Source organism: Streptomyces sp. SUK 48 (assembly GCF_009650765.1).
GTDB lineage: Bacteria > Actinomycetota > Actinomycetes > Streptomycetales > Streptomycetaceae > Streptomyces.
In genome coordinates, this window is record NZ_CP045740.1 from 2193009 (window position 1) to 2212972 (window position 19964).

General features: G+C 72.5%; 15 protein-coding genes and 1 pseudogene. 8 read left to right on the plus strand and 8 right to left on the minus strand.

Features of this window, described 5'->3' with window-relative positions:
• Entirely contained in the window at nt 1–1500 is a 1500-nt protein-coding gene (locus tag GHR20_RS09215; protein ID WP_153812902.1) for a hypothetical protein, read from the minus strand.
• 340 nt (nt 1501–1840) lie between these two features.
• Between GHR20_RS09215 and GHR20_RS09220 the strand changes: the two genes are divergently transcribed.
• Entirely contained in the window at nt 1841–3175 is a 1335-nt protein-coding gene (locus tag GHR20_RS09220; protein ID WP_243877983.1) for a GAF domain-containing SpoIIE family protein phosphatase, read from the plus strand.
• A 104-nt stretch (nt 3176–3279) separates the two neighbouring features.
• A complete protein-coding gene (locus GHR20_RS09225) occupies nt 3280–4506 on the plus strand; it encodes an MASE1 domain-containing protein (RefSeq protein ID WP_153812903.1) in 1227 nt (408 codons plus the stop codon).
• Nucleotides 4507–4564: 58 nt separating this feature from the next.
• Here GHR20_RS09225 and GHR20_RS09230 read toward each other — a convergent pair whose 3' ends face one another.
• Nucleotides 4565–5506 carry an amidohydrolase family protein gene (locus GHR20_RS09230; RefSeq protein WP_153812904.1) on the minus strand — a complete coding sequence of 314 codons (942 nt, stop codon included), beginning with the start codon at nt 5504–5506 and terminating at the stop codon, nt 4565–4567.
• A gap of 253 nt (nt 5507–5759) precedes the next feature.
• Between GHR20_RS09230 and GHR20_RS09235 the strand changes: the two genes are divergently transcribed.
• Nucleotides 5760–6317 (plus strand): MarR family transcriptional regulator, encoded by a 558-nt coding sequence (locus tag GHR20_RS09235; protein ID WP_343335999.1) that lies wholly within the window; start codon nt 5760–5762, stop codon nt 6315–6317.
• Between the two features lie 68 nt (nt 6318–6385).
• Complete coding sequence (locus GHR20_RS09240) at nt 6386–7156, plus strand: maleylpyruvate isomerase N-terminal domain-containing protein (RefSeq protein ID WP_153812905.1); 771 nt, start codon at nt 6386–6388, stop codon at nt 7154–7156.
• A 60-nt stretch (nt 7157–7216) separates the two neighbouring features.
• Here the strand turns inward: GHR20_RS09240 and GHR20_RS09245 are convergent.
• From GHR20_RS09245 to GHR20_RS09255, 3 genes and pseudogenes are all read right to left on the minus strand, one after another.
• Nucleotides 7217–7722, minus strand: a pseudogene (locus GHR20_RS09245) (HAD-IA family hydrolase); the annotation flags it as partial.
• A 500-nt stretch (nt 7723–8222) separates the two neighbouring features.
• Complete coding sequence (locus GHR20_RS09250; RefSeq protein ID WP_153812906.1) at nt 8223–8720, minus strand: sigma-70 family RNA polymerase sigma factor; 498 nt, start codon at nt 8718–8720, stop codon at nt 8223–8225.
• Nucleotides 8721–8997: 277 nt separating this feature from the next.
• Entirely contained in the window at nt 8998–9147 is a 150-nt protein-coding gene (locus GHR20_RS09255) for a hypothetical protein (protein ID WP_153812907.1), read from the minus strand.
• Between the two features lie 323 nt (nt 9148–9470).
• Here GHR20_RS09255 and GHR20_RS36740 point away from each other — a divergent pair, with 323 nt between their 5' ends.
• The gene (locus GHR20_RS36740) at nt 9471–10145 is read left to right on the plus strand and encodes a hypothetical protein (RefSeq protein ID WP_194858851.1); all 675 of its coding nucleotides are present in this window, start codon (nt 9471–9473) and stop codon (nt 10143–10145) included.
• Nucleotides 10146–10263: 118 nt separating this feature from the next.
• Here GHR20_RS36740 and GHR20_RS09265 read toward each other — a convergent pair whose 3' ends face one another.
• Nucleotides 10264–12774, minus strand: a complete 2511-nt coding sequence (locus GHR20_RS09265; protein WP_194858852.1) for an SdrD B-like domain-containing protein — start codon at nt 12772–12774, stop codon at nt 10264–10266.
• Nucleotides 12775–13026: 252 nt separating this feature from the next.
• Here GHR20_RS09265 and GHR20_RS09270 point away from each other — a divergent pair, with 252 nt between their 5' ends.
• A complete protein-coding gene (locus tag GHR20_RS09270) occupies nt 13027–13731 on the plus strand; it encodes a hypothetical protein (protein WP_153815909.1) in 705 nt (234 codons plus the stop codon).
• Between the two features lie 54 nt (nt 13732–13785).
• Here the strand turns inward: GHR20_RS09270 and GHR20_RS09275 are convergent, their stop codons facing one another.
• Nucleotides 13786–15141, minus strand: a complete 1356-nt coding sequence (locus tag GHR20_RS09275; RefSeq protein ID WP_153812908.1) for a right-handed parallel beta-helix repeat-containing protein — start codon at nt 15139–15141, stop codon at nt 13786–13788.
• A gap of 87 nt (nt 15142–15228) precedes the next feature.
• On the opposite strand from GHR20_RS09275, the gene GHR20_RS09280 reads away from it, so the two are divergent.
• Nucleotides 15229–16395: a Dyp-type peroxidase gene (locus tag GHR20_RS09280; RefSeq protein WP_153812909.1), complete on the plus strand. Its 1167-nt coding sequence runs from the start codon at nt 15229–15231 to the stop codon at nt 16393–16395.
• Nucleotides 16396–16449: 54 nt separating this feature from the next.
• Here the strand turns inward: GHR20_RS09280 and GHR20_RS09285 are convergent, their stop codons facing one another.
• Nucleotides 16450–17193: a DUF4232 domain-containing protein gene (locus tag GHR20_RS09285; RefSeq protein ID WP_153812910.1), complete on the minus strand. Its 744-nt coding sequence runs from the start codon at nt 17191–17193 to the stop codon at nt 16450–16452.
• Nucleotides 17194–17536: 343 nt separating this feature from the next.
• Between GHR20_RS09285 and GHR20_RS09290 the strand changes: the two genes are divergently transcribed.
• Complete coding sequence (locus GHR20_RS09290; RefSeq protein WP_243877984.1) at nt 17537–19855, plus strand: XRE family transcriptional regulator; 2319 nt, start codon at nt 17537–17539, stop codon at nt 19853–19855.
• Nucleotides 19856–19964: the final 109 nt, after the last annotated feature.

Sequence of the window (19964 nt, forward strand, 5' to 3'; positions counted from 1 at the left end):
TCAGCCGTCGTGCACCATGTCGAGGACCGGGACGAGGCGCCGCTTCGGCTCCTCGCCACCGGTCACCTCCACCTCGTACATCCCCGGGCGGTCGGGCGTGCAGGAGGCCGCCAGCACACCGGGCCGGCCCGGCACCGGCCGCAGGGCGGGGGTCAGCAGTTCGTCCAGGCCGTCGACCCCGCGCACCCTGCACTCCAGGTCGGCGCCGCGGGCGACCCCGTCGACCTCGATGGCGAAGGGCTCGCCCAGGGCGGCCCACTCCGGCGCGCACAGCTCGAACTCCGCCTCGTCCCCGAGCATGGCGCCCCGCTCCTCCGGGTGCCGCAGCCCGTGCATCAGGCCGGAGGCCATGTCGAGGACACTGCGGGTACGGATGAGGGCGCCGTGCTCGTGGTAGAAGTGCACCGGCCTTTCGGTGCCCGGCAGTTGGGCCGCGTACTGGTACACCGTGCCGTCGCCGGTCCGTGGGTCGCGCTGGGGCCGGCCCTCGGCGTCCGGGAGCAGCCGGCCGTCGTGGTAGCGCTTGAAGAGGCAGCGGTCGAACAGCGCGACGCCGTCGGCGAGCCGGTAACTGGTCCAGGTGCGCTGGCCCATGCCGACGACCGTCACATGCTCGGGCAGGGTGGTCTCCGCCCGGCTGGTACGCCAGTCCACGGCCGCCTTCGCCAGCTCGCGCCGCCCGCCGAGCGCCACGATGTCCTCGACGCCCGGCACCCGCATGTCGCCGTCCGCCTCGAAGGCGCGGTAGCCGGGCAGCAGGTCGTACAGCCCAGGCATGGTCGCGGCGACCTGCCGCAGGACCGCCGGCGGCACGGGGAACGGCAGGCCCTTGCCGGCGTTGAGCATCAGCACGGCCTTGACCGAGCCGTTGAAGGGGGTGCCGACGGTCATCACCGCCCGGATGTCCCCGCGCAGGGCGGGGTCCAGGTGCAGGGCCTCGCGGGTGAGCAGGCCGCCCATCGAGTGGGCCACGACGACCAGCCGGGCGGGACCCGCCTCGGGGTTGGCCTCCAGGTACCCGCGATGCCCGGGGTGGGCGCGCCAGGCGTCCAGGTGGCGGCGGGCCGCGGCGGCGAGGAGCGCGCCGTTGTGCTCGACGGACAGCCGCCAGTCGTAGGGGAAGGGAAGGAGCGCGGCGGGGTCCACCACACTGCGCCGCATCTCCGCGACCATGGCGGTGTAGGGGTGGGCGGAGCCGAGACCCGGCAGCGGTTCGAAGCTTTCGAGGAGCCCGGTCACCTCGACGCGTCCGGTGCGGCCCTCGCGTTCGTCCTCGGTCACCGCGAGCTGCCGGAGCCGGTCGGTGTGGGCCCGCGCGGTGTAGGTGAGGAGCTTTCCGACTCCCCATAACTTCCGGCCGGTCCCGGCCTCCCTCAGCTCGCTGCCCATGATGCCGGGCACGATCACCACGGCGTCGTGCAGTCTTCGTCCCGGATTGCTTCTGCGCATGAGCTTCGCCTCGAACACTTCGACGGCCCGCATCCCCTGGACCGATGCCATGGACGGAATCCACGAGGCTAGCACAGCGCACCACGCTCCGTGATTGCCTCAACTGACGTGTCTGACCTGCGAGTTACCCCTTCGGATGAGACCGCGTCCGGCCGTGTCCGAGGGCCCGGGAGGTCGGGCCGGGACGGTCATCGAGCACATGGTTCGAGGTCCGCCCGCGCGTCACGGCCCCGGGCGAGCGGCGGGACGGCGCACACTGCCCTATTTTTTGATAGATGACCGAAAGGCTGGTTTCGCCGCACCTTACCCCGGCCACTGATGACTCAGGGTCACCACAGGAGGGCGCAATGTACCGCTCCGAGACCGGACACCCGGCCGCGGGGAGCCCCTGATGGCCGGGCCCGGGAACGGTGCGTCGCCGAGGCAGCCGGAGGAATCCGATCTGCACGCCCGCCTGCGGACCGAGCTGGGCCGCATGGACGAGCAGATGCGCGGCCTGCTGGACGCCATGGACCGGCTCCAGGGCCTGCTGGACGCGGTGGTCGCCATCACCCGCGAGAACGAGCTGCCCTCGGTCCTCTACCGCATCGTGACCACCGCCATGGACCTGGTGGGCGCCCGCTACGGAGCGCTCGGCGTGCTCGCCCCCTCCGGCGACGAGCTGGAGCAGTTCATCACCGCCGGCCTTACCGAGGAGGAGCGGGCCGCCCTCGCGGGAACCGACTTCCCCCACGGCCGAGGCGTCCTCGGGCAGCTGATCGAAAACCCTGAGCCCCTGCGGGTCGACGACATCGCCGCCCATCCGGCCTCCGTGGGCTTCCCGTCGAACCATCCGTTCATGGGCACCCTGCTCGGCGTCGCCGTCAGCGTCCGCGGCGAGATCTACGGCGACCTCTATCTCTCCGAGCGCCGGGACGGACGGCCCTTCGACGCCGAGGACGAGAGCGTGGTCATCGCCCTGGCCGGCGCCGCGGGCATCGCCATCGAGAACGTCCGCCTCTTCGAACGGGTCCGCGAGAGTGCCGAGCAGTTCCAGCGCCTGCTCCTGCCCACCCTGCCCGACCTGCACCCCTTCACCGCCGCCGCGGTCTACCGGCCCGCCGCCGAACCCAGCCAGCTCGGCGGCGACTGGTACGACGCCATCGCGCTGCCCGGCAACGTCGTGGCGGTCGTCATCGGGGACGTGGTCGGCCACGATCTGCCGGCCGCGGCCGCGATGGCCTCCACCCGCAATATGCTGCGCGCCCTGCTGTTCGACCGGAGCAGCGCGCCCGGCACCATCCTGTCCCAACTGGATCACACCCTTCAGGCCATCACCGAGAACCCCATCACCACCACCACGCTGGCCCGTATCGAACCGGAGGGGGCCGGCTGGCGGCTGTCCTGGAGCACCGCCGGCCATGTCCCGCACCTGCTGATCGCGCCGGGCCGCCCGGCGGAGTACCTGTTCGCCGAGCCCGGGCTGCCGCTCGGCGTCGACCCCGGGCTGCCCCGGCCCGACCACTCCTGTTCCGTGCCCTCCGGCGCCACCGTGGTCTTCTTCACCGACGGCCTGGTCGAACACCCCGACCGCCCGATCGACCAGAGCCTCGCCGAACTGATCGAACTCGTCACCGAGTACTCCTCCCTCCCCCTGGACGACTTCGTCCAGGCCCTCGCCGACCACCACCCCAGCGACGGCCACGACGACATGGCGGTCCTGGCCCTCCGCACCCCGTCGACCTGACCCGGCACCGGCCCGCCCCGCCCCCGCCACCCCCCTGCCGTGGAGGAACCCCGCGATACGGCGGATGATGGTGGCCGGGGCGATGTCGATGCGGAGGTCGCCCGATGACGGTCGCGCGACGTGGAGGACTCCGGCGCGGCGATGTGGCCGCCCTGGAGATCTGCGCGGTCGCGGCGCTGTACTACGGCTCCGCCGAGCTGGGGCTGCTCCAGCAGCTGGTGCGCAGCCAGGTCACCCCCTTGTGGCCGCCGACCGGTATCGCCGTGGCAGCGCTGCTGCTGCGCGGTCCGCGGATCTGGCCCGGCATCACGCTCGGTGCGCTGCTGGCCAACCTCGCGCCGGGGCCGTCGTACGCCGGGCTCTTCCTGATCGTCGTGGGCAACACCCTCGCGCCCCTGTGTTCCTACGCCCTCCTTCGGCATGCGGGGTTCCGTCCCGGACTGGACCGGCTGCACGACGCGCTCGCGCTGATCTGTCTCGGCGCCTTCACCGGGACGCTGGTCAGCGCGACGGCGGGCAGCGGGACGCTGGTCCTCACCGGCGCCCTGGACACCGACCGGTTCTGGCCGACCTGGTGGGTCTGGTGGACCGGCGACGCGATGGGCGTCCTGGTGGTGACGCCGGTCCTGCTCGTGCTGTGCCGGGCACGTCTGCCGAGACATGTGCCGCCGTCCCGCTGGGCGGAGGTGCTGCTGCTTCTCGCGGCCACCGCCTGTGTCGGGGTCATCGACACCAGCTCCACCCCGTTGCTCTTCCTCGGCTTCCCGCTGCTGATCTGGGCCGCCTTCCGCTTCCGGCTGGCCGGCGCCGCGCCCGTGGCCCTGGCCGTCTCGATCTTCGCGATCATCGCCGCCGACCACGGCTCGGGCCCGTTCGCCAGGCACGGCATGCTCACCGACATGGTCACCCTCCAGGCATACAACGGCTCCTCCGCGTTGACCGCCCTGCTCGTCGCGGCGGCCGTCAGCGAGCGGGACCGGTCCCAGAGGGAGATCGCCCGGGCCTGCGGCCATCTCGCCGAACTGGTGTCCCGGCTCTCCGTCACCGGCCCCCAGCCGATACCGCCCGCCACCGGCTCCGGCCCCCACCCCGGCCCTCGCCGCGACTCCGGCCCGCGCACCGACTCCAGCCCGCGCCGCGACTCCAGCTCCAGCTCCAGCTCCAGCTCCAGCTCCAGCTCCAGCTCCAGCTCCAGCTCCAGCTCCAAGGCTCCTCCCCGCCCCGACTCCCGATCCACCTCTGGCAGCGGCCTCGGCGAAGAACGCCACCACTCCCGCTCGACCTACCGACCGGTGGCGCCGCCCTCGCGCCGGCCGGCCGACCCGGGCTGAGACGGGGAGCGCGGCAGGGGCCGTACCGCCGCCGCTCCCCCGCCATCAGGACGAGCGGTCAGCCGGCCCCGAGCCTCGGGAAGAGGACCTCGGCGCTGCCCCGGTTGATCGCGTCGAGCTGTTCCGGTGCGTAACCGTCGTAGCCGTCGAGCATCGAGTCGAAGACTCTGCCGTGCTCCTCCGCGGCGAAGGGCCAGTCGCTGCCGTAGAGGACATGGCCCGGAGCCGCGAAGGAGAGCAGGGAGGGCAGGGCGGACGGGCTGGCGGAGAGGGCGGTGTCGAAGTAGAAGCGCCGCAGGTCGGCCAGGATGCCTTCGGGTGTGGTGCCGGGGTTGATCTGGGCGCCGAGGGTGAACCGCCAGGCCGCGTAGGGCAGGAAGCCGCCCGCGTGGGAGAGGATCACCTTCATCCGGGTGTGCCGGCCCATCACTCCGTTGAGCGTCATGTGCAGGGCGGTGCGGGTGGTGTCGAAGGGGAAGTCGACCACGGGGCTGGGCATGCCGTCGAGCATGGGCAGCGCCGAGCCGGTGGGGTGGATGAACACCACGGCGCCGCGGGCGTCCAGCTCTTGCCAGAGCGGGGCGAACTCCTTGTCGCCGAGGTAGCGGCCCTGGGCGTTGGACATCAGCACCACGCCGTCGGCGTGCAGTTCGTCCAGTGCGTACGCGGCCTCGGCGAGTGCGCCGTCCACGTCCGGCAGCGGAAGGCTCGCGAAGAGTCCGAAGCGGTCGGGGCGGTCCTTGACCAGCTCCGCGCCGTACTCGTTGACACTCCTGGCCACCGCGCGGGCCTCCGCGTCGTCGCCGAAATGAGTGCCCGGGGAGCTGACCGAGAGGACGCCGGTGGCGATCGAGCGGCGGTCCATCATCGCGATCGCGCTCTCCGCGTCCCACGCGGGCGTGGGCCAGCCCCCGGCCGTGGCGCCATGCCGCTCCATCACCTCCCGATAGGCGCCCGGGATGAGGTGCTGGTGGACATCGATGCGTCGAGAAGCGGCCATCTCTTCTTGCCCTCCTAACATTTAGCCTGCTAACGATTGCTTTGCTAAAGTAGCACCCGTGAGTGACAGACGCAACAACCTTCGCGACGGCGACCGGCCGACCGTGACCGGGGACGCCAGTCCCTCGTCGGCCGACGCCCCCCGGCCGACGGCGGACCGCGACCAGCCGACGGCGGACGGCGACCGGCGGACCGAGAATCTGGGCCGACGGGCTGACGGTCGGGGCCGGCGGTCGGCGATTCACGACCGAGCGGTGGACAACGACCGGCCGGCGCCTCACGACCAATCTGCGGATGAGGACCGGTCCGCGGATCAGTACCGGTCGGCGGATGAGGACCGGTCCCCGGATCAGGACCGGTCGGCGGCGCACGGCGGCATCGGCGCGGAGGAGATCTCCCAGGCCGCCGACGCGCTCTTCTTCGCGATGCGCCGGGCCCGTACGGCCAGCGCGGAGCAGCACGGCGGCCTCTCCCTCCCCCAGGTCGCCCTCCTCGAACCGCTGGCCACGGAGCCGGATCTGCCGGTGGGCCGGCTGGCGAGCGGCGCGGACGTCAGCGTCCCGACCGCGACCCGGATGCTCCAGCAGCTGGAGTCGAAGGGGGTCGTCGTACGCCGTCGCTCCCCCGAGGACGAACGGCGTGTCCTCGTCAGCCTCACCGACGACGGCGCCGAGCGGCTCGCCGCGCTCCGGAGCCGGCTGCGCGAGCGCCAGGCCCGCGCCTACGAGGCGTTCACCCCGGCCGAGCGCGCCCTGCTGGTCACGCTGCTGCACCGCCTCACGGACCTGGTCGCCGACCCGGGCACAAGCTGAGCCCCTGGGGGCGAGCCGAGTCCCCGGGCCGGTTTGACCGACCCCCCGCCCCGGTTACCCATGGCCGCATGATCCCCACCGAGGTCGCCGAAACCCTGCCGGAACTCGTCCCCTTCGCCCGCGCCGTACAGGCGCGCCGGCCCGACGACGGCACCTGGTGCGAGGCGTGGACGGTACGGGACGTGCTGATCCACCAGGCGGGGAACGCCGAGGAGCTGGCCCGGGTCCTTGAGGCGTTCCTCGCGGGCGCGCCCGTGGAGACCCGCGGATTCGACCGCGAGGCCCCTTACCGTCTCCTGTCCGACGCCGACCTCTGGTCGGCCTTCTTGCGCAACTGCGCGCACCTGACGGACATCGCCGCGGCCGGCGCGCGGGATCTCTCACCGGACACGGAGATCATCTGGACCGGCCGGACCGTGACGGCTCCTTTCTTCGCCGAGCACATGCGTGAGGAGTTGATCCTGCACCGCTGGGACCTGACCGGCGACGACCGTACGGCCGTACGCGCGCTCGACGAGCCCTGGATGACGCGACACAGCGTCGTCTCCGTCGGCCGCCCCCTGCTGGCCCGGGGCCGCGCCGAGCTGGGCCTCACCCCGGGCGAGCGGCTCGAAGCCCGGCTGCGCACTCCCGGCACGGACGACATCGTGCTGACCGCCGACGCCGACACCGCCGGCATCCGCCTGGCCGCACCCGAGGGCCCCGCGACCATCGAGAGCGACGCGGCCACCCGGCTCCTCTTCCTGTGGGGCCGCCGCCCCGCCGACCCCTCCCGCTGGCACAGCGCAGCGGGCCCGGACGCCCTGCGCCGGGTACGGACCCTGCTGGGCGGCTACTGACCGCCGTGTCTTCGGAAGTTCGATAAGCCACAGAAGCTCATGAGCCATTCCCGTACCGGGTTACCGCTCGGTGATGAGCGCGGGCAGCTCCCGCATGTCGCGGAACACGACGGTGCCGGGCCCCTCCAGCCGCTCGGCGGGCGTAGGTCCCCCCGCGTACCCGAACGCACGCATCCCCGCGGCGCGCGCGGCCCGTACACCGGGCAGGCGGCCGGCTCGACCCCCATGCTCCGCGCGGCGTGGAGGAACAGGTCCGGCGCGGGCTTGCCCCGGGAGACCTCGGTGGCGCTGTAGATGCGGCCCGCGAAACGGTCGTACAGTCCGGTACGGCCCAGCGTGTGCCGCATCTTGTCATGGGTCCCGCTGGAGGCCACGCACGTCGGCAGCGCGATCGCGTCGAGCGTCTCCATCAGCCCCTCCACGGGGGCGAGTTCACTGTCGACGGCCTCACGGTGCAGCTCTTCGAAGCGCTCGGACCAGATGGCCGCGGTCACCGTGCCGAGCCGGTCGGCGACCTGTGCGCGGATCGCGGCATGCGAGCGGCCGATGAACCGGCCGACGACCTCGATCGGCTTGATCATCCCGGCAGCCTGGACGCTTGCCCGGCGTGCCGCCCCCCTCTCTTGAAGAGGTAGCACGCCGGGCCTGATGTCCAGCCGTCGTGGCGCTACTTGTCCGAGTCCGGGTCCGTCCCCCGTGCGGATCTGACCTCGAACGTCCCGTGCGCCCCCCGACCGCTGGTTGTCTTCATCGGTGTTCAGCAGATGTGAAGCGAGAGCGAGCCGGCCGAGGCGTTACCAGCGTCTCGGACGTCCTCCTCCAGTTGATCCTCGACGCGATCCAGCAACGCCTCCCAGCTCACCGGATCAATCTCGTCCGGTGGCTGCCGAGTTGGCGCCCGGCATGCCTCCGCCGCCTGGCGGAGTAGTTCGAATGTCTGATACATCCCGCGTGTTCCCTCCCGAGGTGTGCGTGTGGCCCTTGTCGTTCTCCGGGTCGCTAGGACCCAACCTGGGCTCACGGGAGGCGACTTGTGGGGCCCCTCCCGTGAGTCCGAGTAGCGGCACTAGCTCGTCACGTCGCCCAGTACCTCGTCGTAGATCGTTTCCTTGTAGGGCTCCAGGGCCTTGCACACGTCCTTGAACCGGCGGCCCACCGTGTGCCGGTCGATCTCGAGGCAACGCGCGATCTCCGCCTGGCTGAGGCCCTCGACGATCGCGAGCCTCCCGACCGGGTACAGCTTGTCCGTCAACTTCTCGGCGAGGAATCGGTCGATGGCCTTGAGGCGGACCTCCCGTGCGTGGTCGCCCTCGTCCGCCTCGACCGGCACCTCGGGGAACTCGCGCACCGGGGACGAGAGATCACGATCCCGGCCGCGCACCGCGTCCGCGATGACATCGCGCATGACCTTGCGTGCGAAGGCGCGCCCGCCGTCCCGCCGGTCCAGGGCGAAGTCCGGCCGCGACCAGGCGCGCACCAGCTGGAGCACGCAGCTCTGCACCAGGTCCTCCAGCATGTACTGCATGCGTGCCTGGCGCACCATGCCTTCGAGGAACGGCTTCAACCGCCGCAGCTCCTCGATCTGTTCGGCCGTCAGTCGCCGACGGGGTTTGGACTCCGGGGCGGTACGGGCGCCGGGGACGGGGGCCGGCGGGGTACTCGGTGGATCGTTCGGCTCCGTCGGCCCTCGAACGTCGGGGGCATTGCGCATAGGGACCATCCTTCCCGTCGGTCTGCCAACTCGTCTCTGTCCAGCGACAGTTCACCGCTTCATCCATCCATGCCGTCGGGCGGACCCGGTTCGGTGCGTTTTCGGGCCTTGAGTTCGAGCGCCCTCCCGCTCAACTCAGCACCTGGCGAACGAAATCGGCGATGCCGACGCCCACGAGCAGGGCGACTCCGAGCGGCGGGTCGAGAAAGGCCACGCAGGTGACCAGCCCCGTGACGACCAGGATCAGCAGGGCATGTCGAAGCTTCTGGACGGGGTCCATTCGTTCCGCTCCAAGGGGGAGTGACGACACCGGTCCCGAACCGGCACGACCGGCCGACCGCCGGTCCACCAGAGCAGGCCGCACGAGCGAACCCCGGCGGGAGCGGGGCGCACGGTGACCATCGTCACCTCGCGTATCGCGCCCGGCGCACCGCCTCTTCAGAGGTGATCCGCGGCCCCGGCCGTCGGTCCGCCAGTGGTCCCACCAGGTCTCGACGTCAGGGTGTCCGCCCCGGGGCCATGGCGTGATCGAACGGCGTGGTGCATGAGTAGGCTGCGGTGCCGTTCCCCCCAGATCTGTCATGCCCATTCGAAAGGCCGCAGTTGAGCACGCCACCGTCGTACCCCGACCCCCGGCAGCTGCCGGGGCCGTATCAGCAGGCTCCAGGGCCGTATCGGCAGCCGCAGGCGCCGGGGGCGTACGCCCAGGTGCCGGGGGCGTACGCGCCCGCGCCGGGGCCCTATGCGCAGCCGGGGGTGGCGCAGTACGCGCCCGTGGCCGCTCCGGGGCCGTACCAGCAAGCCCCTGTTCCGGGCCCGTACCAGCAGCCGCAGCCGCCGCAGGCACAGCCGTACGGCGGTGGGATGCCGGTCGGCGGGGCGATGCAGGCATGCCGGCTGTGCGGGGCCGGGCCCGCGGCGCAGGTCACGGTGCGGGGGCATCAGGGCATGCTGATCGTCATGCGTTCGCTGCGCCGCCGCGCGACGATGTGCCGTCCCTGTGCGCTGGCGACCTTCCGGGAGATGCAGGCGAACACCATGGTGCAGGGGTGGTGGGGGCCGATGTCCCTGGTCATCACGCCCATCACGCTCCTGGTCAACCTCGGTTCCCTGGCCACGATCCGCCGTATTCCGGAGCCGGTGGTGGCCGGGCACCGGCCGCCGCTGAACCCGGGCAAGTCGGTGTTCAAACGGCCGCAGGGCATCCTCGGGCTGATCCCGCTGTGTCTGGTGCTCGGTGTCGTGCTGCTCGCCGTCGTCGGTGTGGCGGCCGGGTAGAGCGACGACGACAGCGGTGCGGCGCCCGCTGTGAGGGCCGTGGCGACGGGCCGGTGCGCGTTCCCGCACCGGCCCGCCTTCCGTAGGGACCCCTACGAGCCCCGGGGGTTCGGACGTGTCAGTGGCGCCTGGTGGTACGGCGCCTACGGCCCAGATAGACCGCTGCCGCGCCCGCGCAGAGCAGTAGGGCGACGAGGGAGAGGACCCTCCCCATGTCGGCCATGCCGGTGCTGGCGAGGGGGCCGCCGCCGCCCTGGTTCGTGCCGCCCGGGGCCGGGCCGGTGGACGCGCCGGTGGTCGGCGGCGCCGAGGGCGAGGAAACGGACGGCGACGGCGACGGGGTGGGGGCCGGCGGCTTCGCCTTGGGGATGTACACGCCGGCGTCGATGGTGTGGTCGACTCCTCCCGGCTTCGCGGGGGCGGTGACCGGCGCCTGCCCACTGCACAGCTGCCCGGTGGTCGGCGGGGTCACGTTCGAGTCATGGGCCCGGTCGGAGCCGACCCTCGGGAGGGTGAACCGCAGCCTGTCGGCGGCGGGTTGGCCCGGTACCCCGCTGGTGTCGGCCGTGCACACGTCGAACCGCACGGTGTACTTCGCGCCGGGCGTCAGCTGGTAGTCCGCGCCGACCCCGCCGAAGTAGTACTCACCGTCGGCATCGGTCTTCGTCGTGGCGACCTGCTTGCCGTCCGCGTCCAGCAGGTTGACCGTCGCGCCCGGCAGCAGCACCTGCCCGGCGTCCTGGATGCCGTTGTGGTCGCCGTCGTACCAGACCACGTTGCCGATCTGGATCGGCGCGTTCGCCGCGGCGTACGCGATGTCGCCGAGGCCGCCGGCCTTGCCGAACCCGTTCTGGTTCGGGCCGATGAACTGGTAGGCGTTGGCGGCCGGGTCGTTGCCGGGGCCGGCGCCGGTGGTGATGTCGTAGTAGCCGGTGCCGTCGGTGATGACGTTGCCGGTCGGGTCCATCTGCGTGCTGACGACCCACTGCTGCTGCGGGATGTAGGCGACCGAGCCCAGCGAGGACTCCTGGTGCGGTCCGGGCTGGGTCGCGGAGCCGCCGTTCGGGAAGAAGTCGCCCGGGAAGTACTCGACGACACTCGTCGCCTCGGCGCCGTCGACGGCGGGCGACGCGTGGTTCGGGCAGGCTCCGGTGCCCTCCCAGTCGTAGCCGCCGGCCGGCTTGGCGCAGGCCATGGTGATGTCGCCGCCGGACATGCCGTTCTCGGCCTCGTCGTTCGCCGGCCTCGGGTCGAGGCCGCCCCAGCTGACCAGGTCCATGAACCGGTCGCGGAAGCCGAGGACCATCGAGCCGTCACGGGCGAAGGCCATGGAGGCCAGTTCCGGCTGCGGGTCGATCATCGTGTTGTTCAGCTTGAAGCTGTCCCAGTCCTTCAGGCTGCCGTTCCACGGGTTCCAGAAGTGGGCCTGCGGGAAGGCGGCGTCACCGCTGAGCACATTGCCGCGTTCGGCGGTCAGCGCGTGGGTCAGCACCGGGGTGAACCGCTTGCCGTCGTAGGCGTATACGACGGCCTTCAGATCGTCGCGCTTCTGCGTGCTCTCCGCGTCGCACACCCCGCCGACGTACAGGGTGTTGTCGTGGGTGGTCAGTCCGAAGGGCCGCCAGTCGCCGGCCGCCGCGCAGCCCGGGTCCGGGATCGGCACGGTCGCCCGGGGTGCCGAGGAGGAGGCTCCGGCCGCGTCGAAGCTCACCAGCGACCGGGTGCGCAGGTTCACCGCGTACAGCGTGGAGCCGTCCTCGGACAGGGCCAGCCCGCCGATGCTCTCCTTGCCGGGCGCGTCGGTGAAGCCCCCGTCCTTGATCAGCCGGGCGGTGTCGTGCGGGGTGACCGTGGCGCCCGGCACCTTCGCGAACAGCTTCGGGGCGCCCCCGCCGGCGGCCGGCACGGTGTAGATCGCGTCGCCGCCGTCCGGCCCGTACTTGGTGTACCGCCGGGCGAACTCCGCCTGGAACAGCCGCTGTCGGTCCTTGTCGTAGGCGAGCCCGAAGGTGGTGCCCACCTGGTCCTGCGTGTCGAGTACGTCCGGACACGCCGTCTTGTCGGGGCAGTTGGCGCGGGCGCCCGTGCCGAAGGCCACCAGGGCCCGGGTGTCCGTCCCGCTGCCGCCGTTCTGGACCGGCACGAAGTACCGGGAGTCCGGCAGGGCGTAGTCGGCCGCGTCCCAGACGCCGGTGATCACCGAGGCGTCCTTGCCGCCCGAGACGTCCACGAACGAGGTGAAGCTGTCGAAGTGGTTCGCCGCCGTCGAGGCCGGCGCCGCCCGCAGATAGCCGCTGTAGGGCGCGGGGACGGTGACGTCGACGCGGTAGCGGCCGCCGGACAGCCCCTTGTCCGAGGGTCGGACGGCGACCTTCCCGGTGGCGTCCGTGACGCCGCCGACGTGGTGTCCGGCGGGGTCGGTGACGTCGACCTTCATGCCCCGTTGCGGGACGTCCATGGTCGTGTTGACGACACCGGTGCCGAAGAAGTCCCGCAGTGTCTCGACGGTCAGTGTGCCGTCGGAGGTCGAGGCGCCGGCCTGCCCGGCGCTTGTCGCGATCGTACCGGTGGCGCCGCCCATCAATAACAGACCGGACAGTCCCACCCGCAGCAGCCTACGTAATGGCATCGCATTCCTTCGCGTTGTCTACGTCATCGCCGACTCGGCAAATTGACGGCAACCCCGCTCGGAGAGTACAAGTTGAGGGACCGTCATATGACCGGAACGGCAAAAGCGAAGACACCTTCGCGGTAGCTGTTAGCATCGCGCCGCGTGCGGACCAAGAGAATCAAGCGAGGTCTCCGGCGGGGTGCGGCGGGCAGACGGCGCCGTTGGCCGCGGGCCGTCTGGGTCGCGGGCGCGCTCGTCCTCGCGGCGGCCATCGCCGCGTTCGCCGTCCACGGCAACGGCGGTGACTCGACCGGTCGGCGCGCGCTGACGCCGGACGAGGCGAACCGGCTCGCCGTCACCCGCTTCCTCAACTACCAGGCGGGCGGCCGCGCGGTGACGATCACCGTGCCGAGCACCGCCGGGGGCCTGGTCGTCACCGGGTCCATCGACTACCGGGCCGGGATCGGGTACGGGGTGGTGCGGGGCGCCGGGCGCGACGCGTCCGGCGACGGGCTGATCCAGTGGACGGCCGGCACCGTGCTCGTCCACCCCATGTCCGCCGTCCCGGCCACGGCGCCGCCCTCGCCGCCCGCGTCCGGCTGGTTCCGCCGCCCGCTCCAGAAGTCCGGCAGCGCGCTGGACAGTTCGCTGGCCATCGCACTCGGGCTTGGCAGCGACCGGCCGGACAACGCGGAGCTGCTTCCGCAGAATGGCGCGGCGATGGTCGGAAAGGACGAGCTGCGCGGCCATTCCGTGGACGTCGTGACTGGTCCGAACTCCTATGCGAAAAACGGTAGTTCGAATGCCGCCTTATCCAATACCGAGGACGCCGTACGGTATTGGATCGGCGCGGACGGGACCATGTATCGGGTGCGGGCGCGTATGGCTTCCGAGTCGCGGCCGGTGGTCATCGATTTCGACGACCGGAAATACGTCCCCGTGCGACCCGCGCCCGAGGTCACACCGGCCGGGTAGCGGGCGGCGGGGGCCGAGGGGAGGGTGGCCGAGCGGCCGGGTCCGGCCTGGGGTTCAGGAGGTCCGCACGCGGGCCCCGGTGGCGAGCAGCGTGGTCGGCGGCAGGGCGATGCCCGCGAGGTCCGGGAGTACCGGAACGGCCGGCACCTCGGTGGCGCCGGTGGTCGTGGCGTCCGGGAACTGCGGCTGCGGGGCGGGCTCGGCCACCTCGGTGAACGGGATACCTCTGGGCCCCGGCGGCGCTGCCCAAGTGCCCGAAGGCGAGGGCGCGTCGGCGGCCGACGGACACCTCGCCGTCGTGGCGAGCCGCGCGGGCACGGTCGTACGAAGCACGTTGCCGTGCAGGCAATTGCCCTTACCGTGCGTGGCGGTGGGGAACGTCCAGCCGACGTCGACGCCGTTGGCGCCGAAGGTGTTGTCCGTGATCCGGTTGCCGTCGGGCGGGACGTCGGCGGTCGCGGTGATCACGAACCCGGCGTTCGCGTTGCCGGTGATCCGGTTGCGCAGGAACCGGTTGTCGCTGCCGCCGTCGACGCCGACGCCGATCCCCCAGCCGCCGTCGGCCTGTTCGGGGGTCCGGGTCTGCTGGTTGTCCGCGATCAGGTTCCCGGCGACGACGGCACCGCGCTGCGGGAGGAGCTTCTCCTGGTGGTCGGAGTCGGTGGTGAGGCCGACGCGGTTGCCGACGAGACGGTTGCCGACGACGTACATGTCGCCGCTCGCGTTGGTGCCCTCGTACCCCACCGCGTTGAGCTCGGCGATGTTGTCCCGCACCACGACGCGGCACGGCTTGCACTGTCCGACATAGATCCCCGAGTCGGCGCCGCCCGAGGCGTAGGAGTGCTCGATGACACCGTTCTGCGCGGAGAACGCGTAGATGCCGTACAGCCCGTTACGGGTCGCGGTCACGTAGGAGACCAGGAACGACTTGAGGAAGGTGACCGGCTCATCTCCCGTGTCGTAGCCACCGTTTCGTCCCGGCAGCCCGGCCACCGCGGCGGCCGAGCCGGTCACCAGCACTCCGTTCTGCGTGTTGTTCTCCACGGTCAGGTTCTCCACGGCCACCCCGGGCGCCGCCACGACGACGCCGTTCGGCTGCCGCAGCCGCCCGTCGATGACGACCTTGTCCCGGGACGCGCCGCGCAGGGTGACGCGGGGCGTCTTGATCCGTACCGACTCGTGGTAGACGCCGGGAGCGACCAGCACCAGGTCACCGGGGTGGGCCAGGGACACCGCCGCCGAGATGGTCGGGGCGTCGGCGGGCACCTGGATCGTCACCCGCGCGCCGTCCGGTCGTCGGCCCTTGCCCGATCCGCCGTCGCCACCGTCCTCGCCACCACCGCAACCGGTCACGAGCGCCAGCGCGCCGAGTACTGCCGCCGCCATCAGGCGAAGAGCTAATCGAGGCATGATCCCAGTCTGGCACGATGGCGAATTCCGCACCGGAATAAGGAACTTGAGCATCATGGGCGTTTCGGGTGTGGCACCCTGCACCCCATGCACCGAGCCGATCACCGCCCGTCACGCCGCGCGTTCCTCGATGTCACCGGCGCTATGATGGCCGCCGGTCTCGCGGCCGGGTGCACGACGGACGCCACCGGGCCGGGACGGCACGGCGCTTCCGCCGGAACGGCAAGGACCGGGGTTCCGGCGCTGGGCCCGCATCAGGCGGGGGTCACGCTCCCCCGGCCGGCCCAGGGCAACCTGCTGGTCGTGGTGGCCGACGTCGGTACGACGGTCTCCCCAGGCTTGCTGCTGGCCGAACTCGGTGATTCCATCCGTGCGTTGGCGGCCGGGACCGACTCCCGGCTGCTGGGCCTCTCCCCCGGCGACCTCACCGTGACCGTCGGCGTGGGCCCCCGGCTGGTGCGGGCGGCCGGTGCCACGCTGCCCGGCGCGACCGACCTGCCCCGTTTCTCCCGCGAGCGGATCGCCCCCGGGGCGCGCGGCGGTGACCTGCTGATCCAGATCTGCGCGAGCGACCCGCTCATCGTCCCGGTCGCCGCCGCGGCCCTCCTGGACCGGGCCGGCGACCGCGTCCGCGAACGCTGGCGGCAGTCCGGCCGCCGGGGTACGAACGTGCCCGTCGGCGAGGATCTCTCCGCGCCGCGGAACCTGCTGGGCTTCATCGACGGCGTCGTGGGCCCGCACACGGCCGCCGAACAGCGCCGCGACCTGTGGCTGACCGGGCCGCCCCCGGTCGCCGGGGGCACCCTGGCCGTCGTACGGCGCATGGAGCTGGACCTGCCGCGGTTCGCCGCCCTGTCGGTCGCCGGGCAGGAGGCGGTCTTCGGACGACGCCGGGCGAGCGGGGTTCCGCTCTCCGGCGGCACCGTCGCCTCGGGTCCGGATCTCGGCGCCAAGACGCCCGACGGCCGCTACCTGGTCCCCGCGAACGCCCATGTCCGCAGGGCGCACGCCAACGTGGTCGGCACCGGCCTCATGCTCCGCCGCTCCTACAGCGTCGACGAGCCCGCCCCCGGGCTGCTCTTCATCAGTTTCCAGAACGACCTGCGGACGTTCACCGCCACGCTCACGCACATGGACGCCGCCGACGCGCTGCTGGAGTTCACGACGACGACGGCCAGCGGGACGTTTCTGATCCTGCCCGGGTTCGATCGCCAACGCCCGCTGGGCGCGGGGTTGTTCGGCGCCGACGGGTGACACCGTGCCGTGCCGGGGTGCGTGGCGGGCCCCGGGCCCGCCACGCGGCTCAGCTCAGAAGTCGTCCGCGCCGTTGCGGAGTTCGGGAGTCCAGTAGCCGGTCAGGGCCTTCGCCGGGTCGACGGCGATGCCCTCGCTGCCGGGCGCGGTGACGGCGATGACCGTCGGGTCGCCCGCGAGCATGACGGAGAATGCCGTCACGGGCTCGTTGTCCTCCTCGCGCCCGCCGTCCGACAGCTTGACCAGGGCGTAGGCGGGGTCGCCCGCCGCGAGCACCACCGGCGCCTCCGGCTTGCTCTTGGCGACGGCCGGCACGTCCTGCTTGTGGCTCTCCAGGAACTGGATGTGCGGGAAGCCCGTCAGCCGGCAGGAGTGGCGGGAGGTGTTCTTCGCCGTGAGGACGATGTGGGTGTACGGCGGCCCGTCCTGCGTGGCGGCGGTGATGTGGACGTCCTTGGCGGCGCAGACCGGGGTGGAGGCGGACGCCTGCTCACTGGAGGAGCCGGAGGAACCGGACGAGCCGGACGTCCCGGTGGAGCCGCCGCTGCCGCTGGAACCGGCCGCACCCGAGGAACCGTTCGCGCCCGCCTTGTCCGAAGAGCCGCCCGAACCGGCGGAGTTGCCAGAGCCCGCCGTACCGGACCCGTCGGTCGCCTTGCCGCTCGGCGACTGGACGGTCATCGAAGAGCCGGACCGGGGTGCCGAGTCGGCGTCGCCGTCGCCCTGGCAGGCGGTGAGGGACAGGGCGAGGGCCGTGCCCGTGGCGGCGAGCAGGGCGGTGCGGTGGAGCGTGTTCATGGAGATTCCCCCGATGAGTGGTGAGGGGCCGGGGCGCGGTGGCCTCGGCCGAGGTCGTGCCGGTCGTGTTCCGTGGTTCTCCTCGCCCCGGCCGGCCGTCGGTCGGGCGGCGGGTCGCGCGCGAGGTCGTACGGCGGCTCGTGCGAGCCGGGAAGCGGTGTGCACGCGGACTCGCCACGACCGGCATGCGCTCGGCCGGGCAACTCGGCGTTCCGTGCCCTGCGTTGAGTTCACCACCCGCGACCTGCCCGGCCCATGCGGTTCCACCGGCAGAAATGCCGTCCGCCATACTTCTGCCGGGCGCTCGCATCCGGGCGAGCCGGACGATCAGGGGACTTCGACGGTGGGCGACGGCACGCCTCGCACGGAAGACTTCGGGCAGCGGCTGCGCCGGCTGCGGACCCGCGCCGGACTGAGTCAGGAGGCTCTCTCGCACACCGCCGGGGTGAGCGTGCGGGCCCTGGCCGACATGGAGCGCGGACGCACCCGGGGACCTCAGCGTCGTACGGTCCGGATGCTGGCCGGGGCCCTCGGCCTGGACGACGCCGAGGCGGCCGGCCTGGAGAGTTCCGCCGCCGTGGGCCGTCCGCGCCCCCGCACCGGCAACGGCCCGGCCGCTAACGGCGGCTTGGCGCTGCCCCGCGACATCCAGGACTTCACCGCCCGCGGCCCGGCCCTCGCCCGGCTGCTGGAACTGGCGCGGGACACCGGTCCGGACCGGCCGGCGGTCGCCGTGGTCGCCGGCCAACCCGGCCTGGGGAAAACCGCGTTCGCGGTGCACGCCGCGCACCGCCTCGCCCCGCACTTCCCGGACGGGCAGTTCGCGCTGGACCTGCACGGCATGGATCCCGAGCCGACCACACCCCGGGACGCGCTCGCCCGGCTGCTGGGCGCGACGGGCGTCGCCGACGCCGCGATACCGGCCGGCACCGACGACCGCGCGGGCCTGTGGCGATCCCTGGCCGGCGACCGGCGCTTCCTCCTGCTGCTGGACAACGCCGTCGACGAAGCCCAGGTCGGCCCGCTGCTGCCCGGCACCGGACCGGCACTGGCCATCGTCACCAGCCGGCACTCCCTGGCGGGCCTCGCATCCGTCCACCGCACCGATCTGGCCCTGCTGCGGCGCGAGGAGGCGGTCGAACTCCTGACCCGCATCATCGGTCCGGAACGGGTACGCGCGGAGGCCCAGGCCGCACGCGACCTCGCCGACCTGTGCGGCCAGTTGCCGCTGGCCGTGCGGATCGCCGGGCAACGGCTCCTCAGCCGCCCGCACGAGCGCCTGAGCAAGCTCGTCGCCCGCCTCGCCGCCGAGGGCCGCCGACTGGACGGACTCCAGGCCGGAAGCCTTCGGGTGCGGGCCGCGTTCGCCCTGTCGTACCGCCAACTTGCGCCCGATTCGCGGACGTTCCTACGCCGCGCCGCATTGTCCGCCGGACCGGACTTCAGCCCGGAGACCGGCGCGCTGCTGGCCGGCCTCTCCTACGACGACGCCGTCGCCTGCGCCGAGGAACTGACCGACGCCGGGCTGCTCCAGAGCGATCCCACCGCCGAGCGGTACCGCTTCCACGACCTGCTCAGGCTCTACGCCGCCGAGCAGGTCGCCCTCGAGGACGGCCCCGAACTGCGCGACGCCGCCCTCGACCGGACCACGCGATGGATGCTGCGCCGGGCCACCGCCGCGGCCCTGCACTTCGACGTGGAGCACGAGGGGAGCCTCCCGGACGGCACGTACGCCGGCGACCCCGACCCGGACAGCGCCCCCGTCGGCCGGGAGGAGGCCCGAGCGTGGCTGGAGTCCGAGCGCACCCAGTGGCTCGCCGCGCTGCGCCGGGCCCACGACACCGGCCGTCACCAGCAGGTTCTCGACGCCGCGCAGGCGATGCACTGGTTCTCCGACCTCAACCAGCACTGGGAACAGTGGGTGGAGGTGTTCCAGCGCTCCGCCGACTCCGCGCGCCTGCTGGGCAGCAGACGGGACGAGGCGATCCACCTCAACTACCTGGCCTGGTCCTACAACATGTGCGCCTATGACCCGCACAACGCGCTGACCACCGCCGATGCCGCGCTCGTGGCGGCCCGCGACTGCGGGGACGGCCTTCAGGAGGGCTGGGCGCTCGGCTACGGCGCGGGCGCGCTGCACCGGCAGGGCCTGGTCCCGCAGGCACAGGCGCGGCTGCGCGCGGGGGCCGACTGCCTGGCCTCGCAGGATTCCGCGCAGGCCCGGCTGGCCGAGCTGACGATCCTCAACTCCCTGGGCACACTGCTCCGTCAGGCCGGTCAGCCGGTGGAGGCCCTGGAGGCCCACCGCCGCAGCGAGCGGATCTGCCGCGCGGGTGTCCCGGGCCGTACGGACGAGCTGATCGCGCTGTACCACGCGGTCGCCCGCCAGCAGATCGGCAACGACCTGGCCGCCCTGGAACGCTGGGCCGAGGCCGAACCGCCGCTCCGCCAGGCCCTCTCCGCCTTCGACACCGCCCAGATGCCCGCGTGGGCCGGCCCCGCCCGCCTCGACCTGGGCCACGTCCTCAGCGCCCTGGGCCACCCGGACGCCCGGGCCACCCTCCTCGCCGCGCGGGACGACCTCACGGACCTGCGCAGCCCGCGCCGGGCGGAGGCCGCCGCGGCACTGTCGGCTCTGGAGGAGACCACCCCCACGAGGTGAGCCACGGTCGGCGGGTGATGCGGCCGGGTGCGCCGGCGAGGGATGCCCAAACGTTTGATCCAATGGTAAGAAATTCATTAAGGTCAGGCTCCAACCCCCGTTCCAGTGC